This is a genomic window from Rhodococcus sp. W8901, from assembly GCF_013348805.1.
Lineage (GTDB): Bacteria > Actinomycetota > Actinomycetes > Mycobacteriales > Mycobacteriaceae > Prescottella.
Window position 1 is genome coordinate 1,239,888 of the sequence record NZ_CP054690.1, and the last position, 16,482, is coordinate 1,256,369.

A 16,482-nucleotide genomic window follows, 5' to 3' on the forward strand; every position below is an offset into this window, starting at 1 on the left:
TCAGGAATCCTGCGTGAGGGTGAGGTTGAAGTTTGCGAGGTTCACGCTCTGGGTCTGCGCCGTCGTGCCGGTCGCGTTGAATGTGAAGGTGACCTGGACGTCGACCGTCTGGCCGTCGTTGTCCTGGTTGATCGCCACTCCCGTGGCACCGGTGGCCAGGGCGTCGCCGTTAAGGGTTGCGGTGGTCTGAGGAGCGAGGGCGGCAAGAAGCTCTGGGTCGCCGGTGATGCTGCTGGCATCTGCCTTGAGCGTCGCGTGCAGGTTGTCGCCAACCGCGCCGATCTTGGCCTTTGCGTTGTAGACGAGGACATCGCCGGGAACGGCCTTGTAGCTGGAGATGGTGACCGGGCTTCCGCCCTTGGTCCAACCGGGAGTTCCCACGGTCTCGAGGGAGAGCTTGCCGGAGGAGATCGTGCCGCCGTTGAGCGTCTCGGTGTCGCTCCACAGCGCGAATGTGCCGGCACCACCGGCGAGGAGCAGCGCCGCTGCGCCGGCGGCGATTGCGCCCTTGGTCTGCTTGTTCATGCGGGTGTTCTCGTTTCTTCTGGCCCCAGGACAGGGGTCGTTACAAGGGGTGGTGCGTCGGCACTCAGACACTTGGACCAGTCAAAACTTTGTTTCACGCATACACCTGGTCGGCGCTTGTCCGGCGCTGGCAGAGCTGGTGGAGCAGATGAACTGGTGGAACAGATCGGCACAACCCCCGCGCTGCGCCGGAGTAATTTGTAGCACCTTCTGCGCCTGGTTGAAGGTGAAACTGGTCAAATGTCCAGTAGAAAGGTTTGTCCTGATCGGTTCAGCTGGTGCGGCAACGCCGACCAGCACCGACAGCCAGCACTGAACCCCCGTCAGTGCCCCTTGAACGCCTCGGCGAGCCACCACGCGCCGCCGTCGGAGGCGACCTTCGCGTCGATCAGCAGCGGACGGGTTCGCGGACCCGCGACCCATGCGCGCACCGCGTCGAGGTCGCCGACCGACCGCACCGTGACCGCCTCGGCGCCGTACCCACGGGCGATGGCCGCAATGTCGGTGTCGGGGAAGGTGACCGCCGAATGGTCGGTGCCGGGAGAGTCGAAGTGGTGCACCTCGGCGCCGTACGCGCTGTCGTTGTAGACCACCAGCACCATCGGCAGTCCCAGGCGCACCACGGTCTCCAACTCGGAGATCCCCATGAGGAATCCGCCGTCACCGAGCGCCGCGACCGGCAGCCGATCCGGTTGTGCCAGTGCGGTGCCGACCGCCGTGGCCAGGCCCAGCCCGATCGACTGGAACGCCTGCGTGAAGCAGAAGCCGAACTCGTCCGGCACCGACAGGTACGCGCTGGGGTAACCCATGAAGTTGCCGGAGTCCACCGACACCGTCCGCTCCCGCGGCAGGATCACGTCCAGCTCCCGTGAGAGCAGGCGCGGGTCGATCGTCGTCGCGGTGGACAGGTCGTCGAACGGCACGTCGTTCCAACGGCCCTGCGCCGCAATGCGCGAGTGCACCTCGTCGCTGCGGTAGCCGCGACCGCCCTCACGCACCCGCTCGAGCGCGACGGCCGCGGTCTCCCCCGGCAGTCGCCCAGCACACCGAGGTCGATCGGCCGGTTCGCGCCCAGCGCCGAGTCCTCGATGTCCACCTGCACGACGGTGGCCTCCGGGCCGATGAGCGACCCGTGCCGCATGGTCCACATGTTCAACGCGCAGCCCCAGCCCACGATCACGTCGGCGCCGGCGATCAGTTCCGCGGTGAGCGGGCTCGAGAAGCCGCCGGAGATGCCGAGCGAGAACGGATCTCCCTCGAACAAACCGTTGGCCACCGCCGACGTCGCGACCAGCGCGCCGACCTCATCCGCGAGCGCCGCGATCTGCGGGCCGGCATCGCGGGCGCCGCGCCCGGCGACGAACACCGGCCGCTGCGCCTTGTCCAGCACCGACACCAGCGCGTGGAGCGCGTCCACGTCGGGTCGGATGCGCTGCACCGGCGGCAGCAGCGGAACCGTCCACGAATCCGGCGCCGGCGCCTCCTGCACGTCCAGCGGCAGGCTCAGTACCACCGTCCGGCGCTCCCGCACCGCCGTGCGGTACGCGCGGACGGTGTCGGCCACCGCCGACGCCGCCGAATGCACCCGCTCGGCGACGGCACCGACGCTGCGCGCCAACGCGTCCTGGTCGATCCGGAAGTTCGACCGCACCGCCGCGCCCGCGGTGTCGGCGGTGCGCACGATCAGCGGCGTGCGGCTCTTGGCCGCCTCACCGATCCCCGTCAGCGCATTGGTCAGCCCGCACCCCTGGTGGGTGGTGACGACCGCGGGCAGCTCCGACATGCGCGAGTACGCGTCGGCCATGGTCGCGGCCCCGCCCTCGTGCCGGGCCGCGACGAACGGCACCCCCGCCGCGATCAGGGCGTTGGTGACCGCGAAGTTGCCGCTGCCCACCACCCCGAACGCGTGACCGATCCCGAGGTCGGCGAGGGTGCGACCGACCAGCTGCGCGACGGTGGAACTCATGCGCGCTCGACCAGTGCGAACACGCGTGCCGGGCTGCCGGTTCCGCCGACGATCGGCAGCGGCGACGCCACCAGCACCGCGCCCAGCGTCGGCAGCTTGTCGACGTTGCGCAGCTGCGTCAGGCCGTACTTGTCGTGGCCCAGCAGGAAGTAGTGCGCTGGGAACATCGGGTCGAAGCCGCCCGCGATGCCGGCGTCGATGCCGACCGTCTCCACACCGAACCCGGTGATGGGGCTCGACTCGGCCAGCCATTTGGCCGCCGCCACCGACAGGCCGGGGGTGTGCGGGCCGTCGGCGTCCGCGTTCGCGAAACGCACCGGGTCGCTGCCCCGCTCGCCCCAGCCGGTGCGCAGGATCGGCCACGCGCCGTCGGGCAGCGGGCCGTGCTCGGCCTCCCACGCCTCGATGTGTTCCACCTCGAGCACGAAGTCCGGGTTCGCCTCCACCTCGGCGGTGACGTCGATGACCGCGACCGGACCGATCAGCCGCTCCGGCGGAATCTGGTCGACGCTGGCGCCGTCCCGCCCGGTGATCCAGTGCGTCGGCGCATCCAGATGGGTGCCGGTGTGCTCGCCGGTGTGCAGGTTGTTCCACGCCCACATCGGGCCGTCGTCGTCGAAGTTGCTGACCGTCTCGAGCGCCGCCGGAATGGTGTTGGCGAACGGCTCCGGCAGATGCAGGACCGGGGTGTCCGAGCAGAGCGGCGCGGTCAGGTCGAGCACCTCGATGCTCTTGGAGCCGATCTTGGTGAGCAGGTCGGTCAGCGTCGTCACTATCTCGTCCCATCGGTCGTGGAGGGGTCGTCGGAGGGGTCGGGCCCGCCGAGCACCCCGACCATCTGCACAGTATCGAGCACGACGCCGACGAACCGACCGCCCGGTCACTCGGTCGAGAGGCCGCCGCGTGCTGGGAAAGGAGGATGCCGGGCAGCTGGCCAGGCGGGTACACTCGGCCATTCACGCGTCCCGCACTCCGAGTGGGGCGCGTTGTTTTGCATGTATCCACGCGCGCGCTCAACGACGAGTGCGGCAGGCAGATGAGCGGGTGAACACGGTGCCTACCGGCAAGGTGAAGTGGTACGACGTCGAGAAGGGTTTCGGCTTCCTGTCCCAGGAAGAGGGGGAGGACGTCTACGTCCGCGCAGCGGCGCTGCCCGAAGGCGTCGAGGGCCTCAAGGCCGGCCAGCGCGTCGAATTCGGCATGGCAGCCGGACGCCGCGGCCCGCAGGCGCTGAGCGTCAAGGTGCTCGATCCGGCGCCGACGCTGCGTCAGAGCGGCGGCGCGCGCAAGGAGGCCGTGGCCCGCAAGCACTCGCCCGACGAACTGCACGGCATGGTCGAGGACATGATCACGCTGCTCGAGGCCAAGATCCAGCCGGACCTGCGCAAGGGCAAGTACCCGGACCGCAAGACCGCGCAGCGGATCTCCGAGGTGGTGCGCGCCGTGGCGCGCGAGCTCGACAGCTGAGTGGACTCACTGCGGTAAGCAGTCGCTGACAGACGAAACGGGAGCCCTCCGATGATCATCGGAGGGCTCCCGTTTCGTCGTTCCTGGGGTCAGGAGGCCGGGGCGACCTGTCCGCCGCCGGGCATCGGGATGGTCTGCAGGGCCCACACCGGTGCCAGCCCGCCCTGCGCGGGAAGCTGGATGATGGCGCTGATCAACTGCTCGCCCGGATTGCCGGGCACCGTCACCGCCCACGCCTCGCCGGGGGTGTAGTCGCGGTAGCCCTCGAAGATCTCGCCGGTCTTCGGGTTACCGATCTGGACGTTGAGACGCCAGTCGGAGTCCGCGACCTCCTTGGGCAGCGACAGCTGCAGCGGGTAGCCCTCGGGCACGTGGAGTTCGACGATCTCGAGCCCCTCGCACTGCAGCGTCTGGTCGCAGAACCCCGGCGTGGCCGAGACGGTCTCCTGCTTCGAGTACGCGGTGATGGTCGGCAGCTTCTCCTCCGACTGACCGACGAGGTAGGCGACGACCCCTGCAAGACCGGCCGCCGCGACCACCACTAGGGCCGCGATCAGCGCGACAATCTTTTTCGTCCGGTCCTGCATCATGGAATCCGTTTCTCGTTCGGTGGATCAGTCGGCACGAGGGCTGTGGCCGACGGTGGTCTCCTGGTTCACGTGCTCCGGTCGCTTGCCGCCCAGTCCCGGCAGCAGCGAGGCGCCGCGGTACGTGAGGACGGTCTGCACCAGCCCGATCGTAAGCACCACCGACACGACCGTGAAACCGATCCACAGTTCGGTGGGCAGCAGGACGCCCATCGCGCCGCCGATGACCCAGCTGAGCTGCAGGACGGTCTCGGACCGGCCGAAACCGGATGCGATGGACTCTTCGGGCAGGTCTTGCTGCAGCGACGCGTCCAGCGACACCTTCGCCAGGGCGCTGGCGGCCGATGCCACGAGCGCTGCGAGCGCCGCGGTGAGCAGGTTACCGGTGACCGCCGCGATGATCGCGACGACCGTCACCGCGATCGTGCAGCGCAGCACCATCACCGCGGGCCGCCCCAGCTCCAGCCGGGCGCCGGCGGCATTGCCGGCGAAGTTGCCGATGCCGGCGGCCGCGCCGACCAGGCCGAGCATCGCGGCCTGCATCAGCGCCGCGTGTTCGGTGCTGGCCTTCGCGACGAACGCGATGTACAGCGTCAGGAATCCGGTGAGCACGCGGATGGTGCCGTTGCCCCACAGTCCGGTGACCACCACGCGGCCCAGGGGTTGGCGTCGCTTGTCCGGTTTGACGCTCGCCACGGCGGACACGTCGATCAGTTCGGTGGGGGAGTCGTCGCCGTGGAAGGTCAGCGTGGCCGGCACCTCACCCTCGGTGACCTCCACCCACGCCGGGATCCGCATGCTCAGGTAGGCGCCGAACGCGGTGATGAGCGCGGCCAACCAGAGCGCCCCGGTGGACCCGGTGACCAGCGCGAGGGCGCCGGCCAGCGCGCCCGCGCCGATGGTGCCGCCGAGCAGGCCGAACACCGTCAGCCGCGAATTGACCCGCACCAGATCGATTTCCGGTGGCAGCACACGAGGGGTCACGGCGCTCTTGAGGACCGAGAACGATTTGCTGAGCACCATCATGCCCAGCGCACACGGGTAGAGCGCCCAGCTGTCGAAGTTGAAGACGAGGACGAGCGCGAGCACCGTCCGCAGCGCGAACGACGACGCCAGCGCGATCCGGCGACCCCGCTGCAGGCGGTCGAGCGCCGGGCCGATCAGCGGGGCGATCACCGCGAACGGCGCGATCGTGATCAACAGGTACAGCGCGACCTTGGTCTTGTCCTCGCCGGTGGCCGCCGAGAAGAACAGCGTGTTGGCCAGCGCCACGGCGATCGCGGCGTCGGTCGCGAAGTTCGCCATCACCGCGTACGTGAGGGCGGTGAGCCCGGACTTGTCGGCGCCGTCCGCGGTCGCAGCCCGCCGGAACGTCGCGATGCTCTTGTTGGTCAGCTCGCGGCTGCGCATCGCGGCGACCCGGGTGACCGTCAGCTTCCGCGGCATCGGCCGCGGCTTGGGTGCCCCGTCGTCGGTGTCGGCCTCGAGCGCCTCCGCGTCCTGCTTGGAGAACCGTCGGGTCGACTGCTCCTGGTGTTCGGGCGGCTGCTCCACGCGCGCGGTCTCGTCGGGGCCCGGCGCGGCCTGCCCGTTCCGGTCCTGCCCGGTGCGGCTCGGCTCGCCCTGGCTGTGTCCGTTCGGTCCCGGCGGGATCCGATCGGTGGGCGCGGACCGGTCGACGGGATGCAGCGGGGGCAGCGGAGTGCGCCGGGCGGTGGCACGTCGCGCGGGCGGATAGTTGTCGTAGCCGGGGTGTCGCGGGGGCGCGGGGATACGCGGGTCCTGCCCACGCCGGTCGGCGTCGTGGGGTTCGCGAGGTCCGGTCACCCCCCAATTCTGTCCTAGTCCCCGGACATTGCACGACACGGGCGGTCTGTTCCAGCTAGTTCGGACGTGTCGGATGCGTCACGCGCTCGTCACGTCCGCCCTCAGGCGACGAACCGGACCTCGAACATGCGCGGCCACAGCTTCCCGGTCACGAGGAAGCGGTCGGTGCCCGGAATCTGGGCGATGCCGTTGAGGACGTCGATGTCGCGGCTCTCACCGGACGGCAGGGCCTCGCGCAGCGCGGCGGCATCGATCCGGCCGACCGCCACTCCGGTCGCGGGATCGATCCGCAGGATGGTGTCGGTCTGCCACACATTCGCGTATACGAAACCGTCACTGCTGCATTCGAGTTCGTTGAGCTGATCGATCGCCCGGCCGTCGAGCGTGACATCCACCGACCCCGTCGGCTCGAACGTCGCGGGATCACGGAACGTCAGGGAGTCCGAGCCGTTGCTCATCACCAGGCGATCCGGTTGCGCGCACAGCCCCCACCCCTCGCCGTCGTACCGGACCTGCTGCTTTTGGGTGAGCGTGTCCCGGTCGCGCGCGACCGCGACACCGTCCTTCCAGGTGAGCTGCCACACCGTGTCGCCGACGACGGTGATCCCCTCGCCGAACATCGGGCGCATCAGATCGGCACGCGCCCGCTCGGCGCCGGTGTCGAACTCGGTGGCCCGCACCCACGACCGGCCCACCCGGCCGGTGCTCTCGTACAGCGTGCCGTCGGAGATCTCGAGGCCCTGCGTGAACGCGTCCGGGTCGTGCGGAAGCTCGCGGACGATCTCCGGGCGCAGCGATTGGGCGATGGTCGCGCCCTCCGGCGGGGTGCCGTCGTCGGTGCTTGCGGTGCAGCCGGCGAGCAGCGCAACAGCCAGCACGGACACTCCGACAGCGACGGGATACGGGGTGCGACGCCGATTCACCGGACCAGCATGACAGCCCGCACGAGCACGGTCCGGACCCAGTGCGGCAAGATGGACATTGTGAGTGTTACGTCGTCTCCAGAGAGCGCCGTCGTGCGCCCCGTCCTCGCCGAAGCCGTCGAGCCTGCCCGAGCGGCACTGACCGCGCTCGGTGAGGGTGGTGTGGGGAAGCACCTGGGCGTGACCGGGGAGGACTTCTGCGCGGCCACCCACCGGTTCGAGGCCGAGCTTCCGGGCTATCGCGGCTGGCAGTGGGCCGTCGTGGTGGCCGCAGCCCCCGACTCCGATCGGGTGACGATCAGCGAGTTGGCGCTGCTGCCGGGACCCGACGCGCTCGTCGCCCCCGAATGGCTGCCGTGGGATCAGCGAGTCCGTCCCGGCGACCTGTCGCCCGGCGACCTGCTGGCGCCGCCCGCCGGCGACCCCCGTCTGGTGCCGGGGTACGTCGCGACCGGCGATCCCGAGGTGGACGACGTCGCGCTCGAGATCGGGCTGGGCCGCAAGCAGGTCATGAGCCGCGAGGGTCGACTGGAGTGCGCCGAGCGTTGGCACGACGGCGACTTCGGACCGGACTCGGACATGGCGAAGGCCGCGCCGTCCACGTGTGACCTGTGCGGTTTCTATCTGCCGCTGTCCGGTTCGCTGCACGCGGCGTTCGGCGTGTGCGGAAACGAGATGGCCGCCGACGGTCACGTCGTGCACGCCGCGCACGGCTGCGGCGCGCATTCCGACACCACCCTGCCGACCGGTGCCGGCACCCCGCGCTACGACGCGTACGACGACGCCGCCGTCGAGGTCGTCGAGATCGAGCGCCCGGTCGCGCCCGAGGCACAGGCCGAGGCGACCGCCGAGATGCAGGCCGACGAGCCCACCGATCCCGAGCCCCCGCTGGACCCGGCATCGACCAGCTGACGGATCCGTTCGGCACCGCGGCGCTGCAGGAGGGGACGCTCCTCGCGTGGCGGAACTCGCCGACGCGTCTGCGTGAGGACGCGGCGGCCGAGGCCGACCTCGTCCGCGCCGGCTACCGCGACCGGCTGCTGACCGAACTGGCGCAGAACGCGGCCGACGCCGCCGCCCGCACCGGGATCCCCGGCGCCCTGCGGGTCCAACTGCACGACGACGTGCTCCGGATCGCGAACACCGGTGCACCCCTCGATGTCGAAGGCGTGCACGCGCTCGCCGCGCTCCGTGCCTCCGGGAAGACCGGAAGCTCCGGAGCGTTCGCGGGGGTAGGACGATTCGGCGTCGGATTCACCGCGGTCCGGGCCGTCAGCGACGAGGTGGAACTGCGGTCCACCAGCGGCTCGCTGCTGTTCTCCGCCGCCCGCACCCGTGCCGCCGTCGCGGAGGAGGGCCTGGAAGTGCCCGACGCGGGTGTCCCGGCGCTGCGCCTGGTGTGGGCCACCGACGAACGGCCGCCGTCCGGATTCGACACCGAGGTGGTGCTGCGGCTGCGCCCCGATGTCGATGCCGCGGCCCTGGTGGCCGGATTCGCCGCCGAGGCCGTCGACCTGCTGCTCGAGCTCCCGGGAATCGCGACGATCGAGGTCGGCGACACGGTGCTGCGCCGTACCGAGCGTGAACTCGACGGTGACCGCGCCGGGCTCACCGAGATCACCGTCGGCGACCGCACGTGGTGGCAGTTCCGGGCCGATGCCGCGCGGTGGCTGGTGCCGGTGGTCGACGGGCGGGTGCGCACCGTGACCGCCGACGTCCTGCGTGCCCCCACCCGCTCCGACGAGGAACTGTCGATCCCGGCGCTGCTGATCGCCGACGTCCCGACGCAGCCCGACCGCCGGCGCGTGCTGCCCGGCGCGCCGTTGGCCGCCGTCGCCCGCGGCTACGCACGGTTCGTCGCGGCGCTCCCGCGCGACCAGCGCCCGGATCTGGTGCCGCAGCCCGGATTCGCGCGCAGCGAGGTGGACGCGGCCCTGCGCGAGGAGTTGCTGCGCGAGTTGCGCACGCAGCCGTGGGTGCCCGCCGCCCGCACCGCTGCCTACCCGGATGCCGCCGACCTGGTCCCGACCCGCGCCACCGTGATCCCCGCACTGACCGACGAACTGGCCGATGCGCTCGCCGATGTCGTGCCCGACCTGGTGGACCCGGAGCTGTCGGGGCCGCGGCACGCCCCGGCGCTGGCGGCGGTGGACGTGCACCGGGTGGGACTGGCCCGTATCGCCGAACTGCTGGGCGGCCATCACCGGGAACCGTCGTGGTGGCACGCCCTCTACGACGCGCTCGAACCGCTGGTGGTGGATGCGCTGGCCGTCGAAGAGCTTGCCGCCGTTCCGGTTCCGCTCGCGGACGGTCGCACCGTCACCGGCCCGCGCACCACCGTCACCGGCACCGACCTGGGGCATGCGGTGGATGCGGCCGTCGCGGCCCTGGACTGGGTGCGGCTGGTGCACCCGGACGCCGCCCATCCGCTGCTCAACCGGTTGGGTGCCGAGCGGGCGACCGCGGGGGACCTGCTGTCCGATCCCGCGCTGCGCGCCCGCATCGAGGACGTCGACTACGACGACCCCACCGCCGCAACCGAATTGGCGACCGCAGTGCTCTCGCTGGTCGGACTCGCGCCGCCCGACGCGCGGCCGGGTTGGCTGGGTGAGCTGCCGCTGCCCGACGCCGACGGCGAACTGGTGCCCGCCGACGAACTGCTGCTGCCGGGCGCCCCGCTCGCCGAGCTGCTCGACGACGACTCGCCGTTCGGCACCGTCGACGCGGCACTGGTCGAGCGGGTGGGGGAGGAGTCGCTGCGCGCGCTCGGCGTCGGCTGGGGCTTCTCCGTGATGCGTGCCGAGTTGCCCACCGGCCCCGAACACGACCTCGACGACGAGCCCCGCTGGTGGGACACCCTTTCCGAGGACCCCGAGACGCTGGTCGCGGTGCGGGACCTGGACCTGGTCGATCCCGCGCGGTGGTCGCAGGCGCTGACGCTGCTCGCCGGCGACCCGCTCACCGCGGCCGCGCTCGCCGACCGCGACGGCTACACCGCGTGGTGGCTGCGCACGCACGCCGAGATCGACGGACGGCGCCTCGGCCTGCTGCGCGCACCCGACGACGACACGTTCGCCGGACTGCTCGACGTCTTCGACCACCCGGCCGCACCCGCGCTGGCCGGTGCGCTGGCACCCACCGCGGTCGACGACACCGGGCTGGCCCGGGTGCTGCTCGACCGGCTCGCCGACCCCGAGCGCACCCCCACCCCGGACGTCGTGACCCGCACCCACCGGCTGCTGGCCGCGGCCGCGGACCGCGGCGTGCTGGATCTCGACGAACTGGGCCTGCCGTCCGGCGTGCGCAGCCTCGCGGGCGCCGTCGCCGATCCCGACGTCGCGCTGGTGCTCGACCGCGCGCACCTCGGCGCCGTCGTCCCACCGGGGCGCCTGGTGCTCGGTGCGCTGGACACCGCCGCCGCCCTCGCGGATCTGCTGGATCTGCCGCTCGCGTCGGCCGCGGTCCACGCACAGGTCCTCGGGGACGGCGAGACCAGCACGTGGGATCGCGAACCGGGGGCCGTGCTGGCGTGCACGGTGCTGGGGCTGCCGCTGCCGAGCGGATCCGTCGTCGTGCACGACGAGCTCGTCGTGCGGCTCGGCGGTGCGCTCGACGGTGACGTCGCCGTCGCATGGTGGGTGGACACCGACGGCCGGACCCACTGCCGTCGCCGTCCGTGAGGGGAGAGACATGACGTTCGACCAGTCGGTACTGGACTGGATGCTCGACATCCGCACGCCCGGGCTCACGGACGCCGTCACGGTCGTCACGAACAGCGGCGGGACGCTCGCGGTGTTCGTCATCTCCGCGGTCGTGACGACCGCGCTGCTCGCGCGGCGGTACACCGCGGACGCCGTGATGGTCGCCGGCGCGATGCTCTCCGGCTGGGCGGCGATGAGTTTGCTCAAACTTTTGTTCGGGCGTGAACGGCCGCCCCTGCCGGAGCGTCTCGTGATGCTCGAGAGCTATTCGTTCCCGTCCGGACACGCGATGATGTCCGCGATCCTCGCGTGCGTCCTGGGTGCGGTGGCGGTGCGGATCCTCGCCGCCGGCCTCCGGCGGAACCTGCTGCTGGTGCTGCTGGCGTGCTACACCCTGGCCGTCGGGCTCTCACGGGTGTACCTGGGCGCGCACTGGCTCACCGACGTGCTCGCCGGCTGGGCGTTCGGTGTGGCGTGGGCCGCACTGTGGATCTGGGCGATCACCCGTCGAAATACCCGTTTGACGCGCGCGAACTCCGTGTGAATTCCCTCACCCCGCGGATCGGGCGGCGGTGACGACGTCCGAGGCTCAGGCGAGGCCGCGCTGCGCGCCCCGGCTGCCGCGCCGCGCGGCCCGGCGCTGAACGAGGAACAACGCGAATCCCAGGAGGCCCAGGGCGGTTCCGGCATAACAGACCGGAAGTGCGTCGCTCCACCGGTCGCCCACCAGTAGCACCACGACGGTCGCCAGAACCCACGCTGCCGTGCCCACCGCGAGCACCGGGCGGGGATCGGACAGGCGGGCCACGAGCGTCGACGTGCTATGGATTTCGGTCACACGATTAAGTTACCCCTGCGTCGGTGCCCTAATCTGCCAGGTGCGAAACCCCACTTCCCGGCGATTGGACCGAAACTCGACATGGCGGTTACCGACAAAACGACCGAGCCCACGCGGCGGTCGGCGCCCTCGCGGTTGCTCGACACCTACTTCAAGATCACAGAGCGTGGCTCGACCATCAGCACCGAGGTCCGCGGCGGCCTGGTCACGTTCGTGGCCATGGCGTACATCGTCGTCCTCAACCCGCTGATCCTCGGTAGCTTCTCGGCCGACGACGCCGCCGCCAAGACCGACGTCCTCGGCAACATCCTGCCGATCAGCCAGGTCGCGGCGGTGACCGCGCTGGTCGCCGGTCTGATGAGCATCGCCTTCGGCATCATCGCGAACTATCCGTTCGGTATCGCCGCGGGTCTGGGCATCAACAGCCTCCTCGCCGTGTCGATCGCGCCGCAGGTCACCTGGCCCGAGGCGATGGGTCTGGTCGTCATCGACGGCATCATCATCGTGGTGCTGGCCGCGACCGGTTTCCGCACGGCGGTCTTCAACGCCATCCCGCGTGAACTCAAGGCCGCGATCGCCGCCGGTATCGGCATGTTCATCGCGTTCATCGGTCTGGTCGACGCCGGATTCGTCCGCCGCATCCCCGACGCCGCCGGCACGTCCGTCCCCGTCGGCCTCGGCATCAACGGTTCGATCGGCGCGTGGCCGACCGCAGTCTTCGTCTTCGGTGTCCTGCTCATGGGCGTCCTCGTGGTCCGGAAGGTCCGCGGCGGCCTGCTGATCGGCATCGTCGTCACCACCGTGCTCGCCGCGATCATCGAGGCCGTCTTCGATGTCGGCGCCTCCAAGGGCGTCGACCCCAAGGGCTGGAACCTCAGCGTTCCCGTGCTGCCCGACGTCGTCGCGCAGCTGCCCGACCTGAGCCTCGTCGGCGACGTCAGCCTGTTCGGTGCGTTCACCCGCATCGGTGTCCTCGCCGCCAGCCTGCTGGTCTTCACCCTGGTGCTCGCCAACTTCTTCGACGCGATGGGCACCATGACCGGCCTCGGCAAGGAAGCCGGGCTCACCGACAAGGACGACAACCTGCCCGGCGTCGGCAAGGCCCTCGTCGTCGAGGGCGCCGGCGCGATCGTCGGCGGCGGCGCATCCGCGTCGTCCAACACGGTGTTCGTCGAGTCCGCCTCCGGCATCGCCGAGGGCGCCCGCACCGGCCTCGCCAACGTCGTCACCGGTGTGCTGTTCCTGGCCGCGATGTTCCTCACGCCGCTGTACTCGGTGGTCCCGATCGAGGCCGCGGCCCCGGCGCTGGTCGTGGTGGGCGCGTTGATGATCGGCCAGGTGCGCGACATCGACTTCGGCAAGTTCTCGATCGCGCTGCCGGCGTTCCTGACGATCGTCACGATGCCGTTCACGTACTCCATCGCCAACGGCATCGGTGTCGGCTTCATCTCCTACGTGGTCCTCGCGGCCGCGGGCGGCAACGCCAAGAAGGTGCACCCGCTGCTGTGGCTCGTTGCGGCACTGTTCGTCGCGTACTTCGCAGTCGGCCCGATCACTGACGCCGTTACGTGATTGGCGGGGCGCGAGTTCCCGTATTGTTTGATTCTGTGACATCGGATACTCGCGCCCTGGCCAGCGACCTGTCCTTAGCGGTTGTGCGTCTCACGCGCCACCTGCGGGGACGGCGTGCGGAGGCCCAGGTCTCGCTGACGCAGCTGTCGGCGCTCGCCACCCTCGCCGCCGAGGGGTCGATGACGCCGGGCGCTCTGGCCGCGCGCGAGAAGGTCCAGCCGCCGTCGATGACCCGGGTCATCGCGTCGCTCGCCGACCTCGGACTGGTCGATCGCACACCGCATCCCACCGACGGTCGGCAGATCATCGTCTCGCTCTCCGATGCCGGTCACGCCCTCATCGAGGGCGAGACCCAGGCGCGCGAGGCGTGGATGACCGAGAAGCTGTCGGGCCTCGACGACGAGCAGATCGAAACCCTGCGCAACGCCGTCACCATCATCTCCGGTCTGGTCTCCGAGAACGGCTGACTCGACCGATTGCGGCCCCGAAGTCGTTCACGCACAGCCTGATCGGGTCCGCGTCATCGCGAAGGTGATGCGGCGCTCGGTATCTTGTCGAGGTGTTGATCGGCGCGGGGCTCCACCGAGACGGTCCGCGCTTCCAGTGTCGTCTCGCAGTGATCGCACACGAGCCGCGGCACGAACGGCCTCCCGCACCCAGTGTGTGTGAAGACGATCGCCTCGCCCTCGGGTGCAGGAAACCAGTGCTGTCCCCACGTGATCATGCACAACACCACGGGGAAAAAGGCTCGACCCTTCTCGGTCAGGTGGTAGGTCACCCAGTCCGTACGGGCGGTGCTGGGCGATTCGCGAAGGACACCGAGTTCGAGGAACGTCCGTAGTCGATCCGCCACAATCGTGGGTGACGCCTGCATCCGCTCTGCGAACTCGCTGTAGCGCTGCGCCCCGAAGAACGCCGCTCCGAGCATCGCCGCGGACCACCGATTGCCGAGCAACTCCATGGTGTGCGGTAGTACTCGCGGCGGCCGGGCCGCGCCGCTGGACCGCCGCCGACTCGACGCCGCGGGCACGCTGCGGGTCCAGCCGCCACTGGGGCCCATCTCGGCGACAACGTCGCGGGCGCTGGCCGGACGACCGCACGCGGCGCAGTGCGTTACCGGTGTGAACTGGTGTCCACAAGGGGAGTGCCGCATGCTCGGCAGAATGCCCTCGTCCGGTGCCCACTGGAGTTCCCACGACCACACCGAGAGCAGAATCGGCCACACGGCGTGCCCGCACTGGGTGCGCCGGTACTCGTAACGCGCGGGTCTCTCCTGGTAGCAGACCCGATCGAACAGTCCGGCCTCCGTGAGCGCGGCCAGTCGGGCCGACAGGACCGCGTGCGAGATCCCGCCCACCGACATCCAGTCGCGGTACCGCAGTGCGCCTTGGAACGAATGGCGGAGAATCCACAGGTTCCATTCGTCGCCGAGCAGACCGAGCGTCACCGCGATCGCGTTGTCACCACCCGGTGCGAGCATGCGCCCGGCGGTCGGAGCGGTCTGCGCCGCGCCGGAGGCATGTTCGTCGGACATCCCACGAACTATAGTCCGGGACGGTCCAGTCCCACCGCGTCCGTCGGGCTGTCCGCCGTACGCCAACGGGGGAGCGCCGACCCCGGCGCCCACGTCGAATGCGTGCCGCTCGAGATCCGTTCGGGCAGGCGGATCCGCGCGATCGGTCCGTCGGCGACGCGCGCGGCGTCGAACACGAGGCACTCGGAGATGTCCCGGTTGACGTCCGAGGTAATGGTCACCAGGTAGCCGTCGTCCTCGGACGTCGACCCGATCCGCGGGGCCATGACGGTCTCGCTGCCGAACACGCCCTCCCCGAACGCGAAGTGTTCCTCGTTCCCCGTGACGGTGTCGTGCTTGACCAGGCCGTTGAACAGGAACCAGCCCGGAAGCCCGGTCGCCGCGTAGGTGTAGCGGTGACTGCGCCCCGCATGCGCGGGGTTGATCATGCCGAACTCCGTCACCGTCTCCGAAAGACGTTCCTCCCGAACCTCTCCCGTGCGCATGTTCAGCCGCCATCGGTGCAGGTGCGTGCCCATGCGGTCGAGCGCGAGGAAGCGGAACATCCGCTGGTAGGGTCCGCCGTCTCCGGTGTCTTCGGGCTCCGGATGCTCCTGGTGGAAGCCTTCGAGGATGATCTCGTCGCCGCTCTCGTACGCGTTGGTCCAGTGCAGGACGTACGTCGGGTCCGCCTCGAACCACCGGATCTGATCCGAGTTTCCGCGGCGTGGGATCACGCCCAGTCGTAGCGGGACGTCCGGATGGAACCGGGAGACGTACTTGCCCACCGCGAGGGCCTCCGGAACCCAGAACAGGGGGCAGTCGTTGAGGATCGCGTAGTTGTCGGTGAACGCCATGTCGTGCGGCAGGCGCGGACCCGGCAACTCGATGTCGACGTAGTGCACGAGGCGGTCGTCGGCGTCGACCACGCCGTAATGCATGTACGGAGCATCGGTGCCGTAGTTGAAGAACAACAACTCGCCGGTGCGTTCGTCGACCTTGGGATGCGCCGAGATGCCCAGGGCCGATGGGAAGTCGCCGTGCCACGTGGCCTTCCCCAGGGTCTCGAGCGTCGTCGGATCGAGCCGGTAGAGGTCGCCGCACTGCCAGAAACTGGTCTGGGCGACGCCGCCGTGGACCACGACATCGGTGCTCGACGCATCCTTCATCCGACCCCGGGCGCCCCAGCCGTCCTGCCGGATCGACTTCTCCGGCCGCTCGGCAATGCCCGCCCACAGCGGGCCACCGGCCTCCTGCTCGGCGAGGAATCCGTCGGTCTTGACGAAACGGTTGCGGTAGAAAGCCTTTCCGTCGCGGAAGCCGACGACGTGAATCATGCCGTCACCGTCGAAGGGGTGGTACCGGCCCTCCAAGGCCGGATGCGCCGGGTTCTCGGTGTTGCGGAGGTAGACGCCGTCGAGGTCGCTCGGCAACTCGCCCACCACCTCGAGATCGTCGGCGCTGCGCTCGACATGTTGGGGGCGCCACGCCCCCGTGCGGTACGGATGGTCGTCGTCGGCCGGCAGCGTCGTCAGGGCGCGCCCGAGTACCTCGATCTCCATG

At 70.3% G+C, this 16,482-nt stretch carries 14 protein-coding genes and 1 pseudogene; 6 read left to right on the plus strand and 9 right to left on the minus strand.

Annotated features, from left to right (window positions below):
• From HUN07_RS05880 to HUN07_RS05890, 3 genes and pseudogenes are all read right to left on the minus strand, one after another.
• Entirely contained in the window at positions 1-525 is a 525-nt protein-coding gene (locus HUN07_RS05880; RefSeq protein ID WP_174908471.1) for an alternate-type signal peptide domain-containing protein, read from the minus strand.
• Between the two features lie 323 nt (positions 526-848).
• Positions 849-2,491: pseudogene (locus HUN07_RS05885) on the minus strand (thiamine pyrophosphate-binding protein).
• Entirely contained in the window at positions 2,488-3,264 is a 777-nt protein-coding gene (locus HUN07_RS05890; protein ID WP_174908473.1) for a cyclase family protein, read from the minus strand. The pseudogene HUN07_RS05885 and the gene HUN07_RS05890 overlap by 4 nt, the downstream one beginning before the upstream one ends.
• 280 nt (positions 3,265-3,544) lie before the next feature.
• Here HUN07_RS05890 and HUN07_RS05895 point away from each other — a divergent pair, with 280 nt between their 5' ends.
• Positions 3,545-3,958 carry a cold-shock protein gene (locus tag HUN07_RS05895; protein WP_174908475.1) on the plus strand — a complete coding sequence of 138 codons (414 nt, stop codon included), beginning with the start codon at positions 3,545-3,547 and terminating at the stop codon, positions 3,956-3,958.
• An 89-nt stretch (positions 3,959-4,047) separates the two neighbouring features.
• On the opposite strand, the gene HUN07_RS05900 is transcribed toward HUN07_RS05895, so the two are convergent.
• The 3 genes from HUN07_RS05900 to HUN07_RS05910 all read right to left on the minus strand — a co-directional run bounded on the left by HUN07_RS05900 (position 4,048) and on the right by HUN07_RS05910 (position 7,295).
• Positions 4,048-4,548: a DUF2771 family protein gene (locus tag HUN07_RS05900; protein ID WP_114722917.1), complete on the minus strand. Its 501-nt coding sequence runs from the start codon at positions 4,546-4,548 to the stop codon at positions 4,048-4,050.
• Positions 4,549-4,572: 24 nt separating this feature from the next.
• A complete protein-coding gene (locus tag HUN07_RS05905; RefSeq protein WP_217487189.1) occupies positions 4,573-6,372 on the minus strand; it encodes an MFS transporter in 1,800 nt (599 codons plus the stop codon).
• A gap of 101 nt (positions 6,373-6,473) precedes the next feature.
• On the minus strand, positions 6,474-7,295 hold the full coding sequence (locus HUN07_RS05910) for a glutaminyl-peptide cyclotransferase (protein ID WP_174908477.1): 822 nt from the start codon (positions 7,293-7,295) through the stop codon (positions 6,474-6,476).
• Between the two features lie 51 nt (positions 7,296-7,346).
• Between HUN07_RS05910 and HUN07_RS05915 the strand changes: the two genes are divergently transcribed.
• From HUN07_RS05915 to HUN07_RS05925, 3 genes are read left to right on the plus strand one after another with little or no spacing between them, the layout of a single operon-like run.
• Positions 7,347-8,207, plus strand: a complete 861-nt coding sequence (locus HUN07_RS05915) for a DUF3027 domain-containing protein (RefSeq protein WP_254622949.1) — start codon at positions 7,347-7,349, stop codon at positions 8,205-8,207.
• Positions 8,204-10,975 (plus strand): sacsin N-terminal ATP-binding-like domain-containing protein, encoded by a 2,772-nt coding sequence (locus HUN07_RS05920; RefSeq protein ID WP_174914480.1) that lies wholly within the window; start codon positions 8,204-8,206, stop codon positions 10,973-10,975. Before HUN07_RS05915 ends, HUN07_RS05920 begins: the two co-directional genes overlap by 4 nt.
• Positions 10,976-10,985: 10 nt before the next feature.
• On the plus strand, positions 10,986-11,540 hold the full coding sequence (locus tag HUN07_RS05925) for a phosphatase PAP2 family protein (RefSeq protein ID WP_114722919.1): 555 nt from the start codon (positions 10,986-10,988) through the stop codon (positions 11,538-11,540).
• 45 nt (positions 11,541-11,585) lie between these two features.
• On the opposite strand, the gene HUN07_RS05930 is transcribed toward HUN07_RS05925, so the two are convergent.
• The gene (locus HUN07_RS05930; RefSeq protein WP_114722920.1) at positions 11,586-11,834 is read right to left on the minus strand and encodes a DUF2530 domain-containing protein; all 249 of its coding nucleotides are present in this window, start codon (positions 11,832-11,834) and stop codon (positions 11,586-11,588) included.
• A gap of 81 nt (positions 11,835-11,915) precedes the next feature.
• Here HUN07_RS05930 and HUN07_RS05935 point away from each other — a divergent pair, with 81 nt between their 5' ends.
• Both HUN07_RS05935 and HUN07_RS05940 read left to right on the plus strand, forming a co-directional pair.
• Positions 11,916-13,406, plus strand: coding sequence for an NCS2 family permease (locus HUN07_RS05935; RefSeq protein ID WP_114722921.1), 1,491 nt, complete (start codon positions 11,916-11,918; stop codon positions 13,404-13,406).
• A gap of 35 nt (positions 13,407-13,441) precedes the next feature.
• On the plus strand, positions 13,442-13,873 hold the full coding sequence (locus tag HUN07_RS05940) for a MarR family winged helix-turn-helix transcriptional regulator (protein ID WP_174908478.1): 432 nt from the start codon (positions 13,442-13,444) through the stop codon (positions 13,871-13,873).
• A 53-nt stretch (positions 13,874-13,926) separates the two neighbouring features.
• On the opposite strand, the gene HUN07_RS05945 is transcribed toward HUN07_RS05940, so the two are convergent.
• Complete coding sequence (locus HUN07_RS05945; protein WP_174908480.1) at positions 13,927-14,940, minus strand: winged helix-turn-helix transcriptional regulator; 1,014 nt, start codon at positions 14,938-14,940, stop codon at positions 13,927-13,929.
• Positions 14,941-14,948: 8 nt separating this feature from the next.
• Entirely contained in the window at positions 14,949-16,481 is a 1,533-nt protein-coding gene (locus tag HUN07_RS05950) for a carotenoid oxygenase family protein (protein ID WP_174908482.1), read from the minus strand.
• Position 16,482: the final 1 nt, after the last annotated feature.

Coding starts and splice junctions, on each gene's coding strand:
- HUN07_RS05915 (WP_254622949.1), top strand. CDS start 7,347: ATGGACATTGTGAGTGTTACGTCGTCTCCAGAGAGCGCCGTCGTGCGC.
- HUN07_RS05880 (WP_174908471.1), bottom strand. CDS start 525: ATGAACAAGCAGACCAAGGGCGCAATCGCCGCCGGCGCAGCGGCGCTG.
- HUN07_RS05925 (WP_114722919.1), top strand. CDS start 10,986: ATGACGTTCGACCAGTCGGTACTGGACTGGATGCTCGACATCCGCACG.
- HUN07_RS05950 (WP_174908482.1), bottom strand. CDS start 16,481: ATGGAGATCGAGGTACTCGGGCGCGCCCTGACGACGCTGCCGGCCGAC.
- HUN07_RS05900 (WP_114722917.1), bottom strand. CDS start 4,548: ATGATGCAGGACCGGACGAAAAAGATTGTCGCGCTGATCGCGGCCCTA.
- HUN07_RS05935 (WP_114722921.1), top strand. CDS start 11,916: ATGGCGGTTACCGACAAAACGACCGAGCCCACGCGGCGGTCGGCGCCC.
- HUN07_RS05945 (WP_174908480.1), bottom strand. CDS start 14,940: ATGTCCGACGAACATGCCTCCGGCGCGGCGCAGACCGCTCCGACCGCC.